Origin of the sequence: Salinibius halmophilus, from assembly GCF_003577475.1 — a bacterium.
In the GTDB taxonomy this organism is placed as follows: Bacteria; Pseudomonadota; Gammaproteobacteria; order Pseudomonadales; family Natronospirillaceae; genus Salinibius; species Salinibius halmophilus.
The window spans coordinates 1-23268 of the sequence record NZ_QPEP01000011.1 but is presented as its reverse complement, the minus strand read 5'-3'; the positions used below and the strand labels follow the sequence as shown (position 1 = coordinate 23268).

The 23268-nt window shown below is 46.9% G+C and carries 26 protein-coding genes; 12 read left to right on the top strand and 14 right to left on the bottom strand.

Annotated elements, in window-relative coordinates:
* Positions 1-21: 21 nt before the first annotated feature.
* The 6 genes from recC to DUW71_RS13005 all read right to left on the bottom strand — a co-directional run bounded on the left by recC (position 22) and on the right by DUW71_RS13005 (position 7359).
* Positions 22-3390, bottom strand: coding sequence for an exodeoxyribonuclease V subunit gamma (gene recC, locus DUW71_RS13030; protein WP_119395698.1), 3369 nt, complete (start codon positions 3388-3390; stop codon positions 22-24).
* A gap of 105 nt (positions 3391-3495) precedes the next feature.
* Complete coding sequence (locus DUW71_RS13025) at positions 3496-4500, bottom strand: HipA domain-containing protein (protein ID WP_119395697.1); 1005 nt, start codon at positions 4498-4500, stop codon at positions 3496-3498.
* Positions 4497-4805, bottom strand: coding sequence for a HipA N-terminal domain-containing protein (locus tag DUW71_RS13020; protein ID WP_119395696.1), 309 nt, complete (start codon positions 4803-4805; stop codon positions 4497-4499). Before DUW71_RS13020 ends, DUW71_RS13025 begins: the two co-directional genes overlap by 4 nt.
* A complete protein-coding gene (locus DUW71_RS13015; RefSeq protein WP_119395695.1) occupies positions 4787-5092 on the bottom strand; it encodes a helix-turn-helix domain-containing protein in 306 nt (101 codons plus the stop codon). The genes DUW71_RS13020 and DUW71_RS13015 overlap by 19 nt, the downstream gene beginning before the upstream one ends.
* 452 nt (positions 5093-5544) lie before the next feature.
* Complete coding sequence (locus tag DUW71_RS13010; RefSeq protein WP_119395694.1) at positions 5545-6753, bottom strand: MFS transporter; 1209 nt, start codon at positions 6751-6753, stop codon at positions 5545-5547.
* A 324-nt stretch (positions 6754-7077) separates the two neighbouring features.
* A complete protein-coding gene (locus DUW71_RS13005) occupies positions 7078-7359 on the bottom strand; it encodes a DUF1330 domain-containing protein (protein WP_119395693.1) in 282 nt (93 codons plus the stop codon).
* Positions 7360-7454: 95 nt separating this feature from the next.
* On the opposite strand from DUW71_RS13005, the gene DUW71_RS13000 reads away from it, so the two are divergent.
* The 3 genes from DUW71_RS13000 (at position 7455) to DUW71_RS12990 (ending at position 9462) form a co-directional block, all read left to right on the top strand.
* Positions 7455-8375, top strand: coding sequence for a LysR family transcriptional regulator (locus tag DUW71_RS13000; RefSeq protein WP_119395692.1), 921 nt, complete (start codon positions 7455-7457; stop codon positions 8373-8375).
* Between the two features lie 171 nt (positions 8376-8546).
* Positions 8547-8828 carry a VOC family protein gene (locus DUW71_RS12995; protein ID WP_233546134.1) on the top strand — a complete coding sequence of 94 codons (282 nt, stop codon included), beginning with the start codon at positions 8547-8549 and terminating at the stop codon, positions 8826-8828.
* Positions 8829-8985: 157 nt separating this feature from the next.
* A complete protein-coding gene (locus DUW71_RS12990) occupies positions 8986-9462 on the top strand; it encodes a hypothetical protein (RefSeq protein WP_119395691.1) in 477 nt (158 codons plus the stop codon).
* Between the two features lie 19 nt (positions 9463-9481).
* On the opposite strand, the gene DUW71_RS12985 is transcribed toward DUW71_RS12990, so the two are convergent.
* The 3 genes from DUW71_RS12985 to DUW71_RS12975 form a co-directional block, all read right to left on the bottom strand.
* Complete coding sequence (locus DUW71_RS12985; protein ID WP_158584072.1) at positions 9482-10438, bottom strand: alpha/beta fold hydrolase; 957 nt, start codon at positions 10436-10438, stop codon at positions 9482-9484.
* Positions 10439-10766: 328 nt separating this feature from the next.
* On the bottom strand, positions 10767-11384 hold the full coding sequence (locus DUW71_RS12980; RefSeq protein WP_119395689.1) for a glutathione S-transferase family protein: 618 nt from the start codon (positions 11382-11384) through the stop codon (positions 10767-10769).
* A gap of 50 nt (positions 11385-11434) precedes the next feature.
* Positions 11435-12016, bottom strand: coding sequence for a TetR/AcrR family transcriptional regulator (locus DUW71_RS12975; protein WP_158584070.1), 582 nt, complete (start codon positions 12014-12016; stop codon positions 11435-11437).
* A 155-nt stretch (positions 12017-12171) separates the two neighbouring features.
* On the opposite strand from DUW71_RS12975, the gene DUW71_RS12970 reads away from it, so the two are divergent.
* Positions 12172-12744 (top strand): NAD(P)H-dependent oxidoreductase, encoded by a 573-nt coding sequence (locus DUW71_RS12970; protein WP_119395687.1) that lies wholly within the window; start codon positions 12172-12174, stop codon positions 12742-12744.
* Between the two features lie 163 nt (positions 12745-12907).
* Here DUW71_RS12970 and DUW71_RS12960 read toward each other — a convergent pair whose 3' ends face one another.
* From DUW71_RS12960 to DUW71_RS12950, 3 genes are all read right to left on the bottom strand, one after another.
* Positions 12908-13183, bottom strand: coding sequence for a hypothetical protein (locus tag DUW71_RS12960; RefSeq protein WP_119395686.1), 276 nt, complete (start codon positions 13181-13183; stop codon positions 12908-12910).
* Between the two features lie 124 nt (positions 13184-13307).
* Positions 13308-14348 carry a flavin monoamine oxidase family protein gene (locus tag DUW71_RS12955; protein WP_119395685.1) on the bottom strand — a complete coding sequence of 347 codons (1041 nt, stop codon included), beginning with the start codon at positions 14346-14348 and terminating at the stop codon, positions 13308-13310.
* Positions 14345-15049, bottom strand: a complete 705-nt coding sequence (locus DUW71_RS12950; RefSeq protein WP_233546133.1) for a cupin domain-containing protein — start codon at positions 15047-15049, stop codon at positions 14345-14347. The genes DUW71_RS12955 and DUW71_RS12950 overlap by 4 nt, the downstream gene beginning before the upstream one ends.
* A 170-nt stretch (positions 15050-15219) precedes the next feature.
* On the opposite strand from DUW71_RS12950, the gene DUW71_RS12945 reads away from it, so the two are divergent.
* The 3 genes from DUW71_RS12945 (at position 15220) to DUW71_RS12935 (ending at position 16405) form a co-directional block, all read left to right on the top strand.
* On the top strand, positions 15220-15663 hold the full coding sequence (locus DUW71_RS12945; protein WP_119395684.1) for a hypothetical protein: 444 nt from the start codon (positions 15220-15222) through the stop codon (positions 15661-15663).
* 2 nt (positions 15664-15665) lie between these two features.
* Positions 15666-16064: a GFA family protein gene (locus tag DUW71_RS12940; RefSeq protein WP_119395683.1), complete on the top strand. Its 399-nt coding sequence runs from the start codon at positions 15666-15668 to the stop codon at positions 16062-16064.
* Positions 16065-16177: 113 nt separating this feature from the next.
* Entirely contained in the window at positions 16178-16405 is a 228-nt protein-coding gene (locus tag DUW71_RS12935) for a cysteine-rich CWC family protein (protein WP_119395682.1), read from the top strand.
* 98 nt (positions 16406-16503) lie between these two features.
* Here DUW71_RS12935 and DUW71_RS12930 read toward each other — a convergent pair whose 3' ends face one another.
* Positions 16504-17526, bottom strand: a complete 1023-nt coding sequence (locus tag DUW71_RS12930) for an FAD-dependent monooxygenase (RefSeq protein ID WP_119395681.1) — start codon at positions 17524-17526, stop codon at positions 16504-16506.
* An 81-nt stretch (positions 17527-17607) separates the two neighbouring features.
* Between DUW71_RS12930 and DUW71_RS12925 the strand changes: the two genes are divergently transcribed.
* The 5 genes from DUW71_RS12925 (at position 17608) to DUW71_RS12905 (ending at position 22772) form a co-directional block, all read left to right on the top strand.
* A complete protein-coding gene (locus DUW71_RS12925) occupies positions 17608-18228 on the top strand; it encodes a TetR/AcrR family transcriptional regulator (protein WP_119395680.1) in 621 nt (206 codons plus the stop codon).
* Positions 18229-18537: 309 nt separating this feature from the next.
* Entirely contained in the window at positions 18538-19746 is a 1209-nt protein-coding gene (locus DUW71_RS12920; RefSeq protein WP_119395679.1) for a hypothetical protein, read from the top strand.
* Positions 19739-21502, top strand: a complete 1764-nt coding sequence (locus DUW71_RS12915) for an ATP-binding protein (RefSeq protein ID WP_119395678.1) — start codon at positions 19739-19741, stop codon at positions 21500-21502. The genes DUW71_RS12920 and DUW71_RS12915 overlap by 8 nt, the downstream gene beginning before the upstream one ends.
* A 255-nt stretch (positions 21503-21757) precedes the next feature.
* Positions 21758-22105, top strand: coding sequence for a DUF6693 family protein (locus tag DUW71_RS18000; RefSeq protein WP_325048586.1), 348 nt, complete (start codon positions 21758-21760; stop codon positions 22103-22105).
* Between the two features lie 73 nt (positions 22106-22178).
* On the top strand, positions 22179-22772 hold the full coding sequence (locus DUW71_RS12905; RefSeq protein ID WP_119395676.1) for a hypothetical protein: 594 nt from the start codon (positions 22179-22181) through the stop codon (positions 22770-22772).
* 315 nt (positions 22773-23087) lie between these two features.
* Here DUW71_RS12905 and DUW71_RS17845 read toward each other — a convergent pair.
* A partial coding sequence (locus DUW71_RS17845) for a hypothetical protein (protein ID WP_233546132.1) occupies positions 23088-23268 on the bottom strand: 181 nt, incomplete at its 5' end.

Below are 23268 nucleotides of genomic sequence, written 5' to 3'. Positions count from 1 at the left end.
CGTTTGGCAATGACGATAACATTATTGCTTCTCCTGCCAGTCGGCGCTTAGTAGTGGGCCGTAGAGCTGCTCGGCGAGTTGTTCGAAGTCGCCGCCAAATAGCTGGTTAAAATCAGGGAAATAGCGTTGCAGGCCTAGGCTTTTTGCAACGGCGCCGGTGCTGTTGTAGCCGCCTTCGTATTCACCTTGGGCTTTGCCGGGCGCTTCGGTAGTGAGCCATACCAAGCCGGTGCGCAGCTCGCATGGCAGCGGTTGCTGTAGGCCTTTGGCAAGCCAGCCTAGCCAATTGCAAATTTGCGCTTTGGCCAGTGTGGCCGGTACCGGCGTGAGCCAATAACCGGCATCTAGTCCGAGTACATGAGTGACCAAGGGCACGCCGTGGGCGTTGGCGAATAACTGGCGCAAGTAGGCGTTTAGCAGCATATAAAACTTGGGCTGGCCTTTATCGAGCACGGCGCCACTGCGCACAACAAACTGCACTGGGCGGCTAGTGGACTCATCACCTAGTAGGTAAATATCTTCTAACCAGTCTTGCACGTGCAGGCCGGTGGCGGGGTCGTGCAGGTTAATTTCTAGCGGTTGGGCACGACGCCTTGGTGGTGCCTCGCTTAGGCCTTCTAGGCGTTTCATCACCACAGTCATTTCACGGCCAAGCTCTTTGCGAAACAGCTCACCGGCGGCTTGTACTGGTAATAACGCTTGTTGCTGCAGGCGGTCGAGCTGGGTGCCGATGTTAGAGCCTGCCAGTACTTGCTCAAATACATGCTGGCTAAACTGATATTTGCTTAGGCCATCAATAATAAATGGCTCATCGTCGTCGGTGGCGTCTAGGTCGTCTGGGCGAAACACGTTAAAGCGTTTGGCTAAATAGAAGTCGGCTGGGCAGCGCAAGAAGCGGCCCACATCGCTGATAGATAACTCTAACTCGCTAAGCTGCTCATCTGCCAGCGAGCTGGATTCTAGCTGCTCTGCTGCATGAGTTTGTAACCACTCACTAGCATAGGTTGCCAGATCACCACTGAGATAGCGCTTAGAAAACGGCTGCATTGGGTACACATAAGTTAAGCTAGCCAAGGCCTCTTCGCCCCAGCCCAGGCTGATCACATCACGTAGCTGATTCACCAGCACCGAGGCGGGCTTTTCGGTGTTATCTAAAATGCTGCGCCCTACCCAGCTAATATAGAAGCTATCGCGGGCGCTAAGCATGGCTTCTAAAAATAGATAGCGGTCGTCATCTCGCCGGCTACGGTCACCGGGGCGATAGTCGTTGGCCATTAAGTCGAAGTCATCACGCGGTTGCTGGCGGGGGTAATCTTCATCGCCCATCCCCAGCAAATATACCCGCTTAAACGGCACGGCCCGCATTGGCAGCAAGGTAGAAAAGGTAATCGAGCCGCCTAAAAACTTCTGGCTAAGCCCGGCTTGGTCGACCCCATTAAGCCAGGCTTCGCGCCACACCAATAAGCTAATCGGCTCTTCAAAATGTCCAGCTTGGCAGGCATCTAACACCTGCTGCGCGGCATTTTGTAGAGTGAGAATTAAGCGGCTTTCATCGTCTTCTTCGGCGGCAAAAAAGCGGCGCAACAGGCCGTTGTCTTTCACCATCAATTCCTGCCACTGCTCGGGCGAGCGCTCACCGCCATTAAGCGTATCCAGCCACACTTTAAGCTGCTCAATCAGGGTGAGGATGGGCCCAAGCTCAGCGGCCGCCAAGCCGCCCAAGTTGTCAAACGGCAGCACATTCTGCCAGGCCTGGTCATCGCTCATGGCATAGCCCAACAGCAGGCGTTTTACGGCATAGGCAAAACTGAAGGCATCGGCCATGGCCGGCATATCCAGCTGCTGGCGTTGCTCGCCATCTAGCCCCCAGCGGGCACCGGCTTCTAGTAACCAGCTGCGCACCGCGCCAATGGCATCTAGGTTCATGCCAAAGCGGTTGGCCACCGCTGGTACTTCAATAAGGTCGAGCACTTCGCTGACGGTTAGGCGCTGCTCGGGCAAATTTAATAAGTATTCTAAAGCCAACAACAGCGGCTGCTCGCCGCGCGCTTTTTGGTCGGCCAAATCGAATGGCAAATAGCGCGGGTCTTGTTTGTCGATCCGGCCAAAGCTGGCTTGAATGAGCGGCGCGTACTTGGCGATATCTGGCACCATCACAATGCAATCACGCGGGTTTAGGCTTGGCTCAGCGGCGAAGTCGGCAATGAGCTGGTCTTGCAGCACTTCCACTTCGCGCTGGCGGCTGTGGGCAATATGAAAACTCACACTGGTATCGCCAGCTAACGCGGCGCGCTGGGTTACAGGGTTCAGCTCAAGAATATCGGTTTGCAGCTGCGCCAGCATATGCTCACCATCTGGTGCATTAAACAGGTCGATACGGCCATTAAACCACTCGCGGTAGCGCTCGGGCTCATCAAACTCATCGAGCAAGCTAATGTAGTCGCGCGCTTGCTTGCCTAAGGCAGCCAGCAACGGCGGTGCGTGTAGGTGCAGATCGTCGATCTCAATTTCTTCTGGCAGCCCAGGTTTGCGCTGCTGACGTTTTTGCTGGCGGCGAATTTCGTCTTGCAGCAAGGTGATATCACCCCAAAAGTGCTGGCAAGGGTTGAGCACCGCCAGCAACACTTGCCGGTGCTGCCCTAGCTCGGCTAGTAGCTCAATGGTTTGTGCTGGCAAGGTAGAAATACCAAATACAATGACCCGCTCGGGCAGCAACTCAGGGTGCTTAAACTCACCGGCGGCCAAACCATTGAGCGCTAGCTGGTGCACATCGGCACGGCTAGAAAACTGGCTTGGCGCAGCCTTAGCTTCCATGTCTTCGCGCAAGGCACGCCACAACGCAGGTTGCCAGCGTTGTTCTGGTGGCACCTCGGTAAGGGTGTTGTTATTGCGGCGAATTTGATCAACCTCACCACCTAAATTAGCACTCCACAATTGCAGCCAATCGGCACGATACACCTGATACTGGTCGTATAAATCAGCCAAGCGCTGGGCGAGTTCATAGGCGCGGCGCTGGTCTTCATCACCGGCCAAATAACTTTGAATGGGTTGATACACCGGGCTGGTTAACGAGGGGAGCAAGCGCTGAATGCGCCAAGCGAGGTTTTGCTTATCGTATGGCAAACTTTTGGGAATATTCTCACCCAGCACCGCCCGATAAAGCCGCCAAACAAACTTGTTGGGTAAGTCCACCTGTAACCCAGCGGCAATGCCCTGATGGGCATCATCGGCCAGCGCCATTTTCAGCCACTGGGCAATACCATTGGACTGCACCAGAATTTCTTCCTGCGCCAGCACCGGCAACGGATGCGACTGCATCCAGCTAACCAGCAGCTCACGCAACTGCTCAAGTTGATTACTATGAATAATGGCAAAACCAGGCTGCAGCATGCTTGGATGTCCTTTAGCGAGCACTGAAAAAGTGGAGTCTGATGTGACAGGTTAGCGAAGATGCCGGCGGGCGTCATTAGTTTGCCGCTGCTTGGCTTGAGTAGATCAAACACCTTTGCTTAACATCACTACCCGCTCATCTAGGATTTCGCACAGCGCCTGTTTCTTTTCCTCTGGCATGAATGACCGTTCCAGCAAAATTTTCGCGCTGGGTACGTTGTCAACGATACGCTTTAACGTACGTGCAGCAACGGTTCCGCTTAAACCAACCCCTGTGCCTAAGTCGATAAAATCTTTACCGGTATAGTAACCGTATTCGGCCATGCCTGGAGTTGTGCCTTGCTGGTCGATTTCATCTTCAATCGTTAGGGGCAAAGCAATGTAGCTGGCCCCGTTGGTATATAAGCTAGAAGCAACAATATCGTACGCAGGGGTTAACCCTGTTGCCTTACCGGTGCTCAAATCAACCTGAATGCCAAGGTTGCGAATGTGCAAGTCGTCGTTGCCTAGCATAAAAGAAATAATCACCTGCTCGTAGAATGCCATTAACGCAGGCAGTGGTACCGAAACGTTTTTCTGAATAAACCGCCCGATTCTTTCATATGAAACATTTTCATCGTACTTATCAACGACGCCCATGGCCGCATCTAATTGCTCTTGCTGTAACTTGGTTCCGTCTGCGAGGCGGTCGAACCGGCGGGTGACGTAAACAAGCTCGCCGTCACTGAGTTCAAACAAGCCATGTTTGGCAACCGTTAGCCGACCACCGCGACTAAGAGCCTGAGTCATTGCCATGCAGGCATGCTCTACTTCCGCCAGGTTCGGATACTCCTCTGGCGATGGTTTTATGATGTACTGACCGCCAGTATCCGTCATCGCAAGCGCATTGCCATTTAGTACCGCAGAACGCTTGGGTTGCACACCTGAAATAGACATGCGGTTTTGTGAGGCTTTAAAACCCTGCATAAAATCCGCACGTGTCATGGCCATCACTGGGTTAACGGCACTCGTGTCGAATAAAGCTTTTAGTCCTTCACGAGTGTAACCAAGCTTTTGCTCTGGTTCAGACGACAAGGGCTTTAATGTAATTTTGCAAAATGATTGGCTCATTCCACACCTTCTATCTCGACAGCACCAATGAGGTCTTGCCCAAAGCGGCACAACATTTCGAATGCGTCGTTCTCATCAATTTTTTCTTGCATGGCGATTCTTTTTTGAATCCATCCTTCCGGCGCTAATGCGGCGAACGCTGGCGGCAGCTCATCCCATTCGTAAGGATCATCTCGCACCGGCAGGCTGAGCGACACACCGGCGTAGGCATAACCGGGCACATATTCAAAGCGGTACCCCGTATCCAATCGATACAAATAGCCAGCGGTTTTACCTGCCATCCGTACTACTGCTTTTCGAAACATAAACTTAACCCCAGCGGCTCTATCACTTTTTGAAGTGTTGCCAAGCGCATGCTTTCTGGATTGGTGATCGCCCGCCTTACCGAGTTTACCGCCACACCAGACTGCTCAGACAGCAGCTTGAGTGTGAGGTCATATTCATTTAACCGGCGATTAATCTCTTCTGGCAGCTCAGATAAAGGCACCGGTACTTGGGTCATTTGACTGCAAGCCTTGTCGATATTGTCCGCTATGCCAAGCGCTGCATTAAGGGTTTCCACTAGCGTTTTTGATGCATTTTTAATTTCCACGCTGCCCCCACTTAGGATTGAAGAGATCGATGTAGGAAGGAATCATTATAATGACTGAAAAGCTAAAAATGTTCGCTTTTGAATCATTATAGTGACTCTTTCTGCGCAAAACAATCAACTAATTGATTCTTTCATAATAAAAATGGAGGAAAAGATCATTTAAATGACCTTCTGAGTTATTCAGCTTTAAGTAGCTGCTCACTGAAGGCGAGGAAGTCGTTTAAGTGCTCGGTAATGCCTCAGTGATTTTTGCGACTAGTGTTGCAACCACATTGTCAGTTATGGGTTCAACGCGACTTTGATCGGTCATGTAACGCTCGTTAATAGATTACTTTGGCAGTCTATCACTACCCTGCACATTGTCGAATCAACCGAATATTTAATGACTTTGAACTATGCAGGCGCAGCCGATTTTTACGCCAAAGAATCATTATATTGATCGTTCAGAGCTTCTAACTTGAACGACCTGGCAGCATCAACGCGGCGGCTACACCCAAAACACTAACGAAAAAAGGTAACTGGAGTGCAAGCTGATAATCACCTAGTTGCGGCGTTGGCGAGGTTACATCTAGTATCACGCCCATGCCAGTTTGCACGATGGCAGCAATTAAAAACGCCCCCATGTTCACCAACGCAATTGCGAACCCCACATTTTGTGGTGGTGCGGCATCTTTAGCGGCAGCAAAAATCACCCCCACTGGCCCACCAGATAACCCCAGTAATAAGAATAATGCCATGCCCGGCCAACCGAGCGACCAGTTACTATAAGTCAGTACAGCCCAAGTCACGGCAGCCAGCACTGCCGTTGCCAGTATAACTGGCTTGTGCGCACCCACTCGCTCGCCCACCCAGCCCCACAATAGCGACCCAAGCCCATACACAATGAGGGCCGTGGTGGAATATTGCGCCGCAAGCGTTGCCGACACCTGAAAACCATCCACAATAAGGGGTATCGCCCACAATCCTAAGAACGCGTATAACGTACCATTCGTGGCTGCCACGCATACAAACAATAGCCATATCTGCTTATTTTTTAGTACTGCCCAGTTATCACCTTGCGCCACGCGTTGTTGCGCAGGCGGGCCAGCGGTTAAAAACCTAACCATTAGTAAGCTGGCGATGAGAATCAGCACCGTGAAAAACAGCACAATTTCGCGCCAGCTGAACCAAATAAGTAGCTGCGCAGTAGGGCTTTGGGCAATCACGCTGCCCAGCGCGGCAAATAACATAGTGGCACTCAGCACGAGAGTATGGCGAGAAAACCACTGTGTGTTGTAACGCATGAGCGCCACAAATATGGCTGCCAACCCCAACCCCATGAGCGCCGTACCTGCCAATAACCAAGGCAAGTTACTCGCCAAACCAAAACAAAGCGCGCCCGCCGTCGTCACACCGCCGCCAAGTAAGGCACTGTTGCGAGTGCCGAATTTATCGGCGAGAGCACCTGAAGGCACTTGCATAAAGGTGTATATCCAAAAATGCATAGAGGCAACCAACCCAAGTGCCGTGGCACTAAGGTTTAACTCTTGTTGCATACTCAAAGACAACGTAGATGGCGCGAAGCGAAAGAAAAAACCACTAATAAATACGACGAGCAGGAGCCACCAACCAACCCATTTGTTGAAACCCGACACAGCTGTGCTAGCGCGATTGAAATCCATTATTTGCCCTCATTTTAAGCCCTCACGGATAAACCAACGCCGAAAAAAATCAGCAATGAGCGCCAAGCCAGTGTACCGGCTAGGCCTGCAGTTGCCCAAGCTAGAGGCAAATAATGCTAATGATTATCGAAGGACAACCACTTTAGCGCCCTACCCATACATTACTCGGTGGGAGACACCTCTTGTCATATTGTCTGAAAGCTCACGCCCCAGCGCATTAGTATTCATTAGGCGTAATGTGCGCAAAATATACTGGTAGCGAGTGTCTGAACACTCATCATTTAGCAGAACAATTCCTGAAGCTGATCCGACGCAGGAACTGTGTCAAATAGCTTCAGTCACCACAAAACGGCTTTCCATACCTAGCTCCCGCAATTCATTTAGCGCCTGATACTCGGGGCTAAAGTACCAATTCTTTGCCGCTTGAACAGAGGCAAACTCGATGACTGCACGAATGGCAAATTCAGCCTTCCCATGCAGTGCTTCTGCAGCGCCTTTAGCGATAAACTTGCCACTAAACTTTGCTAATGTTGCCGCTGCTTGCTGGCTATATTGCGCCAATATCTCAGGATTTTTTACATTACCTTCAACAATTACGTAAGCCATTGCCTGGCCTCCTATCAGTGTTTATTAGATAGACCAAGTGTAGCGAGTACACTAATATCAACAATATCCAAAAAATTAACTAACTGTTTAAAATTATGAACGCATTAAAGCTTGCGCCACTGTTATTGATCTTCGCGGAAGTGGCTAAACAAAAGTCTTTCACTGGTGCGGCGAAGAAACTGGGATTGAGTAAGTCAGCCATTAGTCAGCAAATTAAACGGCTAGAAGACATGGTCGAGATGCAGTTGCTGGCACGAAACACCCGCGGTGTTGTACTAACCAATCATGGGGAAGCCTTGTTATCACGCAGTGAGCTACTTACTGCGCAATTACACAATGTTGTGCAAGATATGCAACATGTTAAAGCCCAGCCTAGTGGGGAATTTAAAATATCCGTACCACCATTTTTGGAGCGTAATATCGTGGTGCCGGCTATACGCCAGCTATGTATCGAATTTCCAAGAATTCAGCCGAACATCGAGATTACAGGCAAGTGGCGCGATCTAATAGATCATCAGTTGGATGCAGCAATATTTGGCGGAGACCTAAAAGACTGCGCTTATAAGGCACAATCTGTTGGGCGGGTGCATGATGTGTTTTGTGCTTCAAGCCGCTACCTACAGCAGCATAAACCAATAATCCAACTCGCTGATATCAAAGATCACGTGTTTATCGCCACCCCCTGGCAACAAAACAAAACCAAGCTGTGGCGTGGTGACGAAGAGATTGAATTTGAGCTGCCAAAAACGGCTTATACCAACAGCCTGGCTACGCTGGTTGACATGGTAAATCAAGACATTGGTATCGGCTTATTACCCAACTTTGTCGCTAAGCAAAGAGTGCAGCAAGGCAATGTTGGAATGGTAATGCAAAACAACCTAGTTCAGGTGTTACCAGAACTACGTGGCCGCGATTGGCATTTTTTCTTTTTGCATCGCTATCAAGCGAACAAACCTGCTCATGTTGCAAGGTTCTACGAGCTGCTTCGCCATTATTTTTTAGTTGCTACTCGCTAACGCGTGTAGTGAGGACGGCTTAAATTGCCAGCAAGAAGCACTAACAATATTGATGCTAAAAGTTGAAATAAGGACTAACAGTGAATTTGAATCAAGTAACCGTTGCGGTGAGTAACCTTCAAGAAGCCATCGACTTCTATCAATTGTTAGGGTTAAAACAAATTGTCGGCAATGACCACTACGCGACGTTTTGAGTGCCCGCAAGGTGGTTCAACCTTCTCGGTTTACCTTAGTGATCGGGCTTCTGTTGGCGACACCATTGTTTATTTCGAACATCAAAACCTTGATGAGTTGGTTGCAAGCCTTAAAGCAAAGGGCATCGCTTTTCTACAAGAGCCCACAGATCAACCCTATCTCTGGCGGGAGGCATTGCTAGCAGACCCTTGTGGAAACAAGATCAAACTATACTGGGCTGGCGAAAACCGCTTAAACCCGCCATGGCGGTTAGACTGATGATCACTAGAAGCTAGCGTTTTACTAACGGGTTTGGTTGACTGGCATAGCTCAGGCGTTACTGGCTGTTGCGATACTTTATTTGTTACGGCTAGCTAACTCGCGTTGCTTTGGTGATGATCATGTAGGTAAAACCATAATTACATAGCGTGCAGGCATGAGAGCATTCAAACAAATAACGACAAAACAATCAGCGCAGCTAAGTGGGCGACTACCTAGCTTTAAAATAGATGAATTACACGATGATGAATCAATTTTGACGTATGCAATCTCGTTGTGGGATCACTGGTACTACAGCGAAGCTGATGCGCTGCCACCATTTGAATGCTCAGACATGGAAGCATGGCAGCGCTACAGCCAACTATACGGCGTTGCGGCAGATATTGTTAAGCGCTACGAGGTATTTGGGCTATTTAAAGGTGGCAGGCTTAAAGCCGTAAGAAACCAGCAGCAACTGTTGAACGATTTGCACAATCACCAATTCACTATGAAGCCGCTGTTCGTGCCAAGCCTAGCCGCTATTTATTATGTGACATGGGACTTCACTGCCTTCATATTGTGCAAAAGTGACAGCAGCGCTCAAGAAATTTTAGCGCTTGCTGAAAAGCGAGGGCTAAAGCTGATTGTGAACTAAAGCACCAAGCCACATAACTCTACAGCTGCGCTTCGCTATCTTTAGACTCTGCGAGCGCTTTAATCACATTTGCACACACCTCCGGTTCATCAAGTATTACCAGATGACCGCTGTGCTTGGCTTCAACCAATTTGCTGTCTGATGACAGATTAAGGTAGTCGGTTTGCAACGCTAACCACCAGTCGCGTATCGCTTCACCTGCAAGCTTACTTCTTGGCATTGCACGTTTTTTGGCATCGCTACCTACAATCACGCGCAGCGGAATGGTACCGAGTGAAGTTATTTGGCTGGCTTGTTCTAACGATTCTGCAAGCGCGCTCAATTCACGGTGGATATTCATGCCCCCCATAGTCAAGTAATGAGCAATTTCGCGCGTGTTTAGTGAATAAGCTTGAAACTGCTTGAGCGTTATACGCCGCAATAGGCCGGTGCTCAGCATTAGCTTTAGTATCCAGCGCGGCGGCACTTTACTTATATCCAGCTTATTATCAGGAAACGTCTTAGTTTGTTCAGGGTGGGAGGCATCTATGAGTACCACCGCAGCAGCTAAATCGGGTGCTCGGCTAGCTAAACTTTGTACCACCAGACCGCCAAGTGAATGCCCCACTAAAATAAATGGCTTTGGAGGGTTTGCCGTGCGAAGCATCTCCTCAAGCTCTATAGACAATTGATTAATGGTTCTGGATGACTGCGCCGCATGGCTAAAGCCATAGCCTAGCCGGTCATACCTTAGCGTATTAACCTGCCCATTTAATGCTTTTATTACAGGGCTCCAGCCAAGTAGTCCAGACGAATCCAAGCCCGATTCAAACACAACAGTAGGACCGCTGTTTACAATTTGCTTATCCACGTGCCATTTGCCCAGCATTTCGCCGGTTGGCTGAGTACGAAACTTTTTGTTCAAATGCTTCTCTAGCAGTACAAGAACAAGAAACACACAGACGATTGCAGCAGCTATCACCAATATGGCTACCATGAACATCTCCTTATAGATTTCGCGGTATGTGGGGCGCTAAAGTAGCCAACAGCTTTAAGCATCCCGCTCAGGTAAATGCCATACGCATGACACCGTAATTAGGTAAAACCATGCCACAGTAGCAATAAACCATGCAATGAGTAAGGGCATATATTATGGCGAAAACTGAGCTGATATTTGGTCGCTCTGTCTCGTTGGGGTCTAAGCTGGACACCCACCCAAGCCCTCGAAGCTGGTAAATGCTTCAACGACTAAATTGCAGTGGGTGTCCACGTTAAGATAGCAAGCTGGAAGTTCAGGCCTTGCCTACCCATCTCTCTATTCGCTGCTAAGCGCCAGCGAAAATTTCCTTCGCTTCGGGCATGGCAATAAAGCCTTCTAGAGCCTCTACTCGGGTCAACCAAGCCAGTATATTTTGGTATTCGCTAAGCTCTATGCCGCCTTCGGGTGCACGTTTGATATATGCATAATGTGCTAAGTCGGCAAGGCTTGGTTGGTCATCAACCAGCCATGCTTGCTGGCTCAAAATATCGTTAAGGGTGCTGAGTAAGCCACTGGCAATTTGCTGCGCTGGCGGAACGTGTTCAAGACGCTTAAATAATGTGGACGAGCGAGCTTTGGCTGGGCCGGCTGCGAGCTTCTCGGCGGCAACCGCCAAAAACTGGTCAATTCGAGCTTGGCGCTTAGGGGTTGGGCCATACCATTGGCTATTCGGTGCATAAGTTTGCACTAGGTATTTAATAATCGCCTGAGAATCGAATAGCGTGACATCCCCGTCACGTAGCACAGGTACTTGGCCAAATGGATTTAACGCTTTAAACCAGTCCTCTTTATGCTCGCCCGCAGGCAGATTTATGATTACCTGTTCGGCTTCAAGTTTTAACACGGCAAGCGTGAGTTTTACCTTGTGTGCGTTGCCCGAAATAGGATGGTGGTAAAGAATCATGTTAGGTGCGCCTTGTGTTGGTTAAGTTGTGTGCTGGTTTAATATAGTCGCTACTCAGCCAACTCCTTGGTCAGCACTGCATAAATCACGTCGGTTAGCAGGTTGGCCATTTCTGCCTCGCTATAGGGCAGCGCCTGGCATTGAATCGAATAACCGTCGACATAAGGCACTAAAATTGCGGCGGCTTTTTTTCGGTTTTCTAGTGGGTAGTCGTACCAAAATTCAACCATACGATTGAACGCTTCGGTGTAATAGTCCGTTAGGTTAGCCTGCACGGCTTCATTGCGGGTACTGATGGCCCACAGCTCACGAAATACCAAACATGAATCGCTTAGACTCGCAGCATAATTTAAGCTGTAAACAATGGCCTCATGCAGCTGCGCTTTAGCGGAAAGCTCGCCACTACTTGGTTCAAAGTCTTCAACAAAGTTTTCGCAAAGCTGAAAATGATAGTTAGCAAGGCTGTTGAGCAGAACGGCTTTATCTTTGTAGTAATACTGCACGTTATTCAACTTGCGCCCACAAGCATTGGCTACCCCGCGCATCGTTAACCCTTCAGCGCCAGATTCCCGCAGTACTTCTAGCGCCGCACGAAGTATTTCAGCCTTTGTTTGCTCACTTTTGCTTGTCACAACTTCTCCCAGAACCAGCTCACCCGCCATGGCCAGCCAGTATAACACTGCTGACTTATGATAGAAAAAATATTGGTCAGTCGACCAAATTTTACTTGCTTAAACTAAAAAGCCAATGCTATTGTTTTGGTCACTTGACCAAATAAAGACTAAAAATGAAAAACATACTGGTTTTAAACGCCAACCCAAAAACCGATAGTTTGAATAAATCACTGGCCGCTACCTATGCCAAAGCGGCTCAGGCAAAGCATCACGTGCAAGTAATGAATATTGGCGAGCTAACATTCGATAGCAATTTGCAGCAGGGTTACGAGAAAATTCAGCCTCTGGAAACCGACCTAGTAACCCTACAAACCCAGCTAAAATGGGCTAACCACGTGGTAATCATTACTCCGGTTTGGTGGGGTACCGTACCGGCGGTGTTCAAGGGCGCGTTGGATAGAATCTTATTACCAGGCTTTGCCTTCAAATATGAAGCGGGCAAGCTGTTCCCTAAAAAATTGCTGGAGGGTAAAACTTCGGAGCTGATTATCACACTCGACACACCCGCTTGGTGGTACAAACTGGTGCAAGGCAATGTTGTTTACCGCCACCTAAAACGCACAGTGCTCGGGTTTGTTGGCATTAAAAACAAGCGCAGCAAATATTTTGGCCCAGTGATCAGTGCTAAACCAAAAACGATTGCGCAGTGGCACACAGAGGTGGAGAGGCTGGGGGCGACATGCTGATTCATACAGCCCTTATACGTTTGATGTTAGTCTGAGCGTAATCTTTTTAGGCGTGCTGTGGCAAAAACACGAACAAACACTTACTAATAAAGCACGGGCAATGTTACCAGTGCCTTTGCGAGAACTACTGGAATCTAAAGCGGGGTAACCCGCTTGATTAGCGCTAATTGACGACGTGTTTAATCCACATGGCCAGTAACATTGCAACAAATAGCAAACTAGCGCCAATAACAATAAACCGATGACCAAGGTCGCTGCTTTTAATTTTAATATTGTCAATGGAGTGCACGCTAAATTCATCAGTAGGCGCTTTTGCTTGCGGCTGATCGGACAATGCATCACCAACCGATGAGCCAACATAAAAGCCAGTAGCCAACAGCACAAAAATAAAGCCACCAATGCCAGTTATGGCTAAAAGTAAATTCAACACGCCTTCCATTTATTGCCTCCTTGCATTCATAATTGCAATGAACGCCTGCAAATCGTTTGTATTTTATTTACTGCATCGTTTAACGGTTGTCTTGATATATCTTGCACGACCACCTCTGTTCACAATACGTGAACTAAATACGCAAAACGACTCCTTCTGCTGCAGCCAGTGCGCCTTCTAAATAGCCTGCTTCTTCGTTGGCCATTTCTGAGCCTGCAAAGTACAAGTTAAGGCTTGCCAGCTCGTCAGTAAACTCGTGAACGGGGCAATTTGGGTGTTCGGTTGCTTGGTTTATGTCTGCCTGAGTACAGGTGTACGGAGAGTGTTGCCAGTCTTGCAAAGCAAAAGTAGTTGGTTGCAGTGCTTGTGGGCCAAACAGATCGGCAAATTGTTTTAAACAAGCTTGCTCAAGCTGCTTAGGCGCAATGCTTTTGCGTTGCTGCGCATCTAGGCCAATAAAACCAAATAACGCAAAACCTGCTTGTTCGTGCGCACTAGCATCGTGAATCTCTACCATTGGGCCAGTGCGGCTAAAGGCATCGCCAGCCAAGCCTGCTTGGCGCCAAAATGGCTGTGAATAGTGCGCGACAAACTTCGCTTGTGCCGCCATCCATGTTGGCGTGCTCGCTAACCGATCCACAAGCTTAGGCGATAACTGCTCAGCTAAGTTGGTCTTGTTAATAAGCGCCCTAGGTGGCGCCGCTAAAATCAAGGCATCGCTGTTATGAGTGACGCCATTTACCGTTAACTGCCAGCCTTGCTGGTACTGAACGTGGGCAACCGGTGCATTCGCGTGCAGCGCATGTCTTGGCAGTTGTTCAACCAGTGCCGCGTCTAGCTTCGTTAACCCGCCCGCAAGGCGGTACGACGTCATGGTACCCGCTCCTTGAAAGCGTTGCATGGGGCGCCCAGGTAACTGATAAAGCGCATCGCCAGCTACATATTGTTCAAAGTAGGGCAAATTAAGCTCTGCGCATAATTGCTGCATACGAGCCTGATGAGGCCAAAACCAAGATGGGCCGAGCTCCAAGTGCGAGCTATCGCCAACCGGCAGGCCTTTGATTCGGCCACCGAACCTTTCGCGCGCTTCAAATAGCTGAAACGCCAGGCCTTTTTGCTGTAATAAATAAGCTGTGTATAAGCCGCTAAGGCCACCACCAACAATGCTAATCATGATAAATGCTCGCGCTTCGAAAACACTAGCGAGTTGGGTGCTAGGGTAATGGCCTGCTCATTTGAGTAGCGAAACCAGTCGCCAACTTGCAAGGTTTGCCCGGCTACTTGAGCGCTGCCTTGCAACACTAAACCTTCTTGAGTTTGACTGTGAACTGGCTCGTGACTGCTGGTGAGCATGCTAACTTTCTCGTAGTCATTAAAAAGCATCTGTTCACCGCTTGCTTGCTGCAACGCATTGGTAACGATTCGCTGGCAATCATCAACGGGCATTTGCTGCAGTTTTACCAGAATTAAGCAACCTTGTTTGGTAAAGGGTGAATGGCTAGAGGCAGGTGGGTTGCGCACGTAGGTACCCGCTGGATAGTCACCATATTCATCACTAAACACACCAGCTAACACCAAAAACTCCTCGCCCAGTGGATGCGTGTGCGCGTTAAAGCGGCTATTAGCCTGATAAGCCACCAAGCTCGTGGCACGCTTGGTTAACTCGCCCCCTTGGCGCTCAAGCAAAATACGCTGCACACCACTTGCAGGCGAAGGCACCCAGTTTTTCTCGCGCACAAATGCAGGTTTATTTAGCGCTGCATTTAGCTCAAGCCCTGGTAGGTTTTCGGCTGCTAACATTGGGCGGTTTTGATACAACTCGCGCCAATAAACATTCAACGACTCAATACTGTGTGTGGGTCTAGGTTTGCTCATCGGTAGCTCAATTCTGTGGCATTACATCGATATACTATTTTAACGGCGATTTGGTTCCACGACTGAATAACTACCTTAAACGCCAGCTTTTCGATAAGGGTTCTCATTTGCAATACTAGAGGCCGTTGCTATAGTTTTTTAAACAACATCAAAAACAAGGAAGGGCCAACATGAAACCTGCGTTTAAAGAAAAAATGACCAACGACATCGACTTAGCCAAAACGAATTGGCAGGCCACTATGCGCCACGCACGTTCTTCGGCTAAGTCTGGCAACTGGGCATTCGCCGTAATGTTGTTTAAATTTGGGCTCGATCTCTCGGAAATTATTCTATTCAACGAGAACACCGAACAAGCACAAGACCAGTATTTACAAAACGCCATTGAACTCACTCACGCCTTGCGCAATAGTGACCACAGCAACGAAACCGACGAAGACGCTAGAAAAGTGTACCAGTTCGTAAGCGAGCAACTTGAATTCTGCCGCGCTGGCAGCTTCGATAAAAAACACCTTGAGCCACTAGCAGCGGTGGCGTTCAACGAACTAGCAAAAGTAAATGAATGGATGGCGCAGTGGCACAAACTATTCAGCCATACCAAAAAGAAAGAAGGCTAACTATGCCCCACCTAGGTTCATGTTTATGCGGCAAGGTAACGTACTCTCTAACTGGCGAGTTCGACAGCTTTTACCTATGCCATTGCCGCTATTGCCAAAAAGACACCGGCTCGGCCCATGCTGCCAACCTGTTTGCCAGCAACGCCGTGCTTGAATGGCTAACCGGCGAAAGCCTAGTCAACACCTTCAACTTACCGAACACTCGCCATAGCAAAAGCTTCTGTACACACTGCGGTTCGGCGCTACCCACTGTGCAAATGGCAGGAAAATTGGTTGTTGTACCCGCTGGCAGCTTAGACCAACCCGTACCCATTAAACCCAATGCCCACCTATTCAAAGCTAGCGCCGCCAATTGGGATAGTGACCTACAAACTATTCAGGCGTTTGATAAGCTGCCCTAGGCGAGATCATCACCCTTGTGCACCTGCAAACCATTGAGCAGCTACTGACAGCTAAAAGCAATACCTAACTTAGCTAAGCGCTGCGTATCGTTTGGGAAGAAACGGGAGAACCCATGCCCTGTCACGATGAGATTCCCTGCCCCAAATGCGGTACTTATTTTGAGTGCAAACTCGGCTCATCAACCATTTGCGACTGCAACAATATTCAGGTGCCGCGCGACCTAGCAGCCTACTTACAAGAGGAGTGGGAAGAGTGTTTGTGCATGAAGTGCTTAGCAGAAGAGAAAGCCCAGTGGGAGCAGGAAAAACTGATTCCTACCCACAACGACGAGTCTCAATAAAACTTGAATTTATATTCCTATTTAGCAATTTTTTACCACTTTTAATTCGTTAAAACGGCAATATAACGACTTTTTATAAATCACGGATTTTACTGCCACTAAGTTAGAGTAGCGGCCAACTTCATAAGGCTATTACGCACCGGCACCACATAGCGATTTGCCGTGGCCACCTTGCCGACTAGGTTCGACATGCTAATAATGCGATTGCTCTCGCTGCGCCGAGCTGCGTCGTAACGCCACAGTGCTTCGGGCACTAGCCCATATTCGGCCACAGCATTGGCCAGTGCGACGCCATCGGCAATAGCTTGGCAGCCGCCTTTGCCTAGGTTTGGCGTCATACCTTGGCCTGCATCACCAATTAAACCAATGCGATTGTTACCCGCACAACGAGAAGGCAGCGCCCAAAGTTCATGGCGCAAGGCGCCAGGTAACCAAGCTTCAAGATTTGGTACAATATTGCGCCAAACTTTGCTGAGCACGGGTATATCCACATTGTTTACATCGGTGAAGTACCAGTACAGCCGGTTATCAGTCAGCGGTACTAACCCCAAGCGAGTTTTATCGTGATGCCAATACTCAATAGGCGCGTGAATGCCTAGGCTATTGTGCGCTACCCCGCGCCACGCCACCTGCCCACTAAACCGAGCTTTACAACGCCCACAAGTACGCGAGCGCACAATTGAGCGCAAACCATCGGCGCCAATAGCCAGTTTCGCTGTATGCGTGCCACCATTCTGATACCAACGAACAGAATCGCCAACGTCCTCAAGACTTTGCCAATGCTGGCCGTATTCCACTAGGTGTTCGCTTTTAGCCAGCAATGCCTGGTGTAACTCGGCCCGGTGCATAAGTAATAAATCAGCCTTTTGGCGAGCCAATAACCGCTTAGAGCGGGCTTCGGCAAGCGCGAAGCTATTCGCCGAGTAGCTGTTGTGCAGGCTTACCCCAAGCTTGCCAAGCAAGGCCTGCGCGGCTGGGTCGATCACAATGCCCGCCCCAGCGGTACTAGCTGCCGCCTGCTTTTCTAATACTCGAACCTTCACCCCTTGTTGGTTTAGCGCAATGGCCGCTGTTAACCCAGCAATGCCTGCCCCAAAAATAACCATTTGTGTGTCTGTCATCGCCCTGCCCTACCTGTGAGATAACAATCATGGTAATTTGACCAACCTAAGCAGAACTACTCGCATTGTGAGGAAAAAACTTTGCAGCGAAAGCATGCGAAACAGCAGAGATCTACCGCTAGTGTGCTGGCAATTGTGGCCGCCACCGACGAGCTACTAAAAACCTACTCGGCGCAAAAGCTCACCACCAACCACATTGCCGAGCGCGCCGGTGTTAGCATTGGCACCCTGTACCAGTACTTTCCCGACAAACAAGCCATTTACGCACGGGTAATTCAGCAAAAGCTCGACCACGACCTCATTGAATTTCGCGCCACCATAGAAGCTCACTACCCAACTTGGCAGGCACTCGCCCATGCCCTAGTAACACTTATGTTCGAACAAGCCGCCCGCACCATAAGCGCCTACCGCCAAATACTGTTGATGGTCGACCCACTGCTGATGCGCCAACGCGTAGAAACCGCTATGGCCGCCGCCGAGCGCGTGCTTAGCCAAAAAGTTGCACAACTGACCAACACACCAGAATCACACGCACTCACTACCGCCGTATCGCAAGTGCGCGTGATGCTGCAAACCCAAGTGAACTACGCCGTACAGCAACAACCCGAATGGCTAACCGACTTGAATTACCGCGAGTGGATACTTGCCTGTGCAATTGGGCGAATTGAGCGAGTGGTGAATGGTGATGGTTCAGGCAAGTGAAACCAGCTTCGAATAGGCGCACTAAATAATTCGTTGATTAAAGCCAATTTCCTTGCACTTTTAGTTATGTTTTCACCTTCTAATGCCGATAGCAATGTAGTAGCTTGGATACATAAACAAACAATTTAGTGCAGTTTTTCGTTGTGCGAGTTTGTGCTGGTTTCTGGGTTTATACGGTGGCGGGTTTGAAGCCTTAAAGTGAATTGGTTTGATAGCCTGCGGGCGAGTCTACTGAAACTGTGCATGCACTAAACGTAGCTGTTAAGTTTCAAAGCAAGTATCATCAATACATCAAGTCATAAGGTTTATATGTCAAGGACAGCAGAAAGTACTATCAAAGGCTTTTTATACCAATTTCATAAAACAGCACAATCAATACTTACGTCAGAATACGATGATACTGTAACAGTTGAGGGTGTGATTGAAGATATAGATGTGGCACATGCTGACGGATCATTTACTGCTATACAATGTAAGTATCATGAATCAAGTGAAAATTTCTCACCTAGCTTAATTTACAAACCTTTGCTTCAAATGGCTGAGCATTTTTCAAAATCCAGTGGGGCGAATATAAAATACATTATTTTTGTTCATACATCAGATACAGAACAAAATTCAAGGCAAGTAGCACTAGAAGAGTTGGATCAGGCCCTTGAATCAACGAACCAGAAGCTTGCACCAATCATAAGAAGAATACCCTCTACGTTTGACAAAGAGTCATTTTTAGAAAATGCCAGATTAGAGTTTGGTTCTTCCCTTGATGATTTAGCCAATGAAATAAAATCATCATTAGGTGAGCTAAGGATTCAGAACTCTGATGTTGATAATATTCTATATCCAAATTGTATCAACCACATAGCAACTCTCTCCTGCAACACTGGAGACTCTAACCGAGAGATTAATCGACATAGTTTAGAAGATATGCTGGCAAGAGTTAATAGTACTGCAATAACAAAGTGGACGTTGGCTCTTAAAGACAAGAAATCATTACTTACTTCGAAGAAAAAACAAATATCTGCAAATCTCTCTCAAAACTCCAGGGAAAGATGCATCTATTTTATGTCTGAACAAATTCAAGACTTTGAGGACAGGTTCGTAGTTTTTGTTAGCAATTATCTTGCAAAGTATCACAACAAAGCCGCCCATATAAAAACACCAATATTTTCCATTGATTGCACAGAAGACAAGCTTTTTGAATTAGAGCACAGGCTTTATCTAAAAAGGATCAAAGCTCATACAGGCTATATTGGAACTAGATTTGTTGAAAGCGAATTCTTCAAAGATCCAATATCAAGAGGAGCACGGTCATTAGTATCTGAAAGGGAATTTCAAATCAGATTATTCTCAAGTCAATCACATCCAGAATTATTAAACTCAAGAAAATGTGATGATATTTTCTTTATTGGAAACGAGATTCCAGAGAATGTTGATTGTACGGACATAGAAACATCCATTTTAGGCGTTCCTGATACGAATGAATTAGAATTTGTTTTAAGCATGAGGAATAGTTATGAGTAACATTGGTTCTGTAATATCGAGTGCACCATCTAAAATATCTATTCAAATAGATAGTCTTGAGACCTTTGAGTCGAACAAGAGAAATCTACAAGTTGGTAGATATTTAAAAATAGAAGATGGCAATCATAACTTTGCGGTCGCAATAATAAGGAATATTGATAGTACTCACGAGGAGAATTGGAAGTTTACAATAGAAGCGATACCTGTAGGAGCATTAGTATCAACAGAAGAAGGTTTGAGATTTAAGAAAGGAACTCCTGTACTGCCAGTTCCAACAGAACCTGTCCATGTAATGGATACTGAGACCTTGAATTTGCTTTTCTCTTCAAACGGAGAGTATGATTTTGCAATAGGTACATTATCAAACAATTCGTCCGTTACTTACAGCCTAAATGGTGACAAGTTCTTTGGTAAACATATCGGCATAGTCGGCTCTACTGGCTCAGGTAAGTCTTGTGCTGTCTCTGGTATTCTGCAAAGTGCTGTAGGCATCAAAGATAATGAGTATACCATCCATCACGAGCAAAATAATTCACATATAGTAATCTTTGACCTCCATTCGGAATACGCATCTGCCTTTAAAATAGAAGGAGAAAAAGGTTTTACATTAAATGATCTGACCGTTGATAGGTTACAGCTACCATACTGGTTAATGAACTCAGAAGAACTAGAAAGCATGTTCATCGAGAGTAGTGAAAGCAACTCACACAACCAGATTGCGATTTTCAAGAAAGCCGTAATATTAAATAAAGAAAAATATAACCCAACTCTTTCAGATGTAACTTATGACACTCCTTGCTACTTCTCTATTACTGAAGTGGTAAATTATATTGACAACATAGATAGAGAGGTCATTGGCAAAAAAGAAGGCGAAGGAAAACCCAAATTACTTGATGGCACCTTGATTGAAGATATGGGTATCTACTTCAATGACCGATTGTTATTTGCGCCCCCTTCTACTGCAAATGCTACAAAAGCATCAAATGGTCCATTTAATGGCGAGCTAACTAGGTTTGTCTCAAGGCTTGAAACCAGACTAGCCGATGAGCGTTTACGGTTCTTATTAAAACCTCGACGTGAAGATGGAGAAATTTACCAAACAAATGACTTTGAAGATCTGCTTAAACAATTCATAGGTTATTTGAATACGTCAAATGTAACGGTTGTAGACATCAGCGGGGTTCCATTTGAAGTTCTCAGCGTTACAGTTAGTCTAATATCTAGGTTAATATTCGACTTTTGTTTTCATTACTCAAAGCTAAAACATAGTGAAAATTCTGTTAATGATATTCCTGTCCTCTTGGTGTGCGAGGAAGCTCATAACTATGTTCCAGCTTCTGACTCAGTTATGTATCGAGCGTCAAGAAAATCAATAGAAAGAATTGCAAAGGAAGGAAGAAAATACGGCTTGAGTTTAATGGTTGTAAGTCAACGCCCCTCAGAAGTTTCACCAACCATATTTTCGCAGTGTAATAATTTTATTGCGCTAAGGCTTACGAATAAGCATGATCAAAGTTACATTAAAGGTCTTCTTCCTGAAAATACGAGCGGTGCAGCAGAAATGCTGCCGAGTCTGGGCCAAGGTGAAGCTTTAGTAGTAGGTGACGCGAGTTTAATGCCAACGCTTGTTCAGTTACCAAAACCTGATCCAGAACCTAAATCAGCCAGCTTAGACGTTTATTCGTCTTGGTGCATGCCTTGGATTGCAACAGACTTTGGTAATGTCATAAATAGGTGGCGTAGAGAATCGGAGTAATTGAAACTTAACAAGAAAATCCAGGTGACGCCTACGGCGTACCTGATTTAGGCGTTAATTTAGGAACAAACTGGACACCTTTCTTAAGCTAATTTATTCATTTATAGCTCAACTGCTAAAGAACGGTGGGTGTCCAAGAGATTCATTAGAACAAGCAAGTGGTAGAGCCTAAAATGTACGTAAACAGTTCCGGTTTCTTCCACTGTATTCCACAAATCGGTTGGTTACGCCAGAAATAGAAACAAATTAAAAATCATGGAGCAAACTTTGAGATTAAAAGCGGACATTTCCATTATAGATATTTTAGGGCACCTGATTATCTGGTTGTTTTTAAGCATTATTACTTTTGGCATAGCCCTGTTCTTTTTTCCATACTCATTTTCAAATTTTATAATTAACAGAACGTTTTTTATTGATGAGAACGGCAACTGCAAAAGAATGTTTTGTAACATCGACCTTTTCAGCAAAATAGGGCATATAATTGTTTGGATTATAATATCCATTCTCACATTGGGGTTAGGGTACATATTCTATTTCTACAGAGTTTGGAACTATGCACTAAACAATACAAGCATTGTCAGCAAGGTTGGACACCCAACTTAATCAATTTGACAAATTACTTGCTCAACTGTAAAAAACGATGTATATCCACTATTCTACCGCTAAAGGGTTAATAATGGCTGATTATCTACAAATAGCATTCTATATCGCTAGCCCTATAGGTACGTTTTTGGCTGTATTTACGGCTTACTACGCGATTTACCGACAAACCAAACCAGCTATCGTGATTTACTATGAGCCAAACATAGATACGGCCAGTAAGATAGATCTCGTAATAAGCAACATCGGAACTGGTACTGCAAGGGATATTTCATTTTCAGAGCCGTTACCCATTAGGTGCTGGGGAGTTGAGAAAGCAGATAAAAGTGATATTCACTTCGTCGAGCATGACATTCCATTTCTAGCGCCTGGTAGAGAAATTAGGTTTGCTGGTGGCCAATATGGAGGGTTGAGTGCTCAGATCGGGGACGGCATAGAAGTTCTTGCTGAGTATACGTTCCGAACTCCACTTCAGTCATCAAAGCGGGGCGTCGATTTATCTGTTTTGAATATTCACTATATGCAGCACCTAAGTACGAAGAATAGTGCAGCCTATGACCTTTCAGATGCACTGAAAGGTAGAAACCATACGATTTTTTTGAAAATGAATAAAAGTTTGGATGGAATAACTCAGGAACTAAGAAAACTTGTATCAGAGAAAGGCTCCTAACCTTAAATTATAAACTTGGCCACCCACCTTAAACGAGTTGATTTATAACTGACTCAACTGCTAAATAACGCTGAGTGTCCAAAGTTCCTCAAAGTTCCTCGAAGGAACTAACTTGCGAACTAACTTGGAACTAACTTGGACACCCACCGTTTAGGGCCATTGAAAATTGATGGGTGCTCAGCTCAACACCTAATTAAGTTAATTCCTTGGTTGCTCATTGATATCTTGGTTAATAACGATGCGGAAACTCCATTAGACTTACCGCTTACCTGCTAGAACAGTGAATCGGTTACTTTCGATTGGTGTCCTGTATCATCACATATCAATATCGTTGTCGACGTTAATTATCAGGCTCATATCCGTGAAATACTTTGGCGGCTCTTCGCATTTAAGGGTGTAGGTGAAAATCTGAACGGCTAGAAAAGGAGCCGAGGTTCTTAGAAAATGTAAGTTACCACACAAACAAAATTTAAGTCCCTCAGCATGGTCAATCATA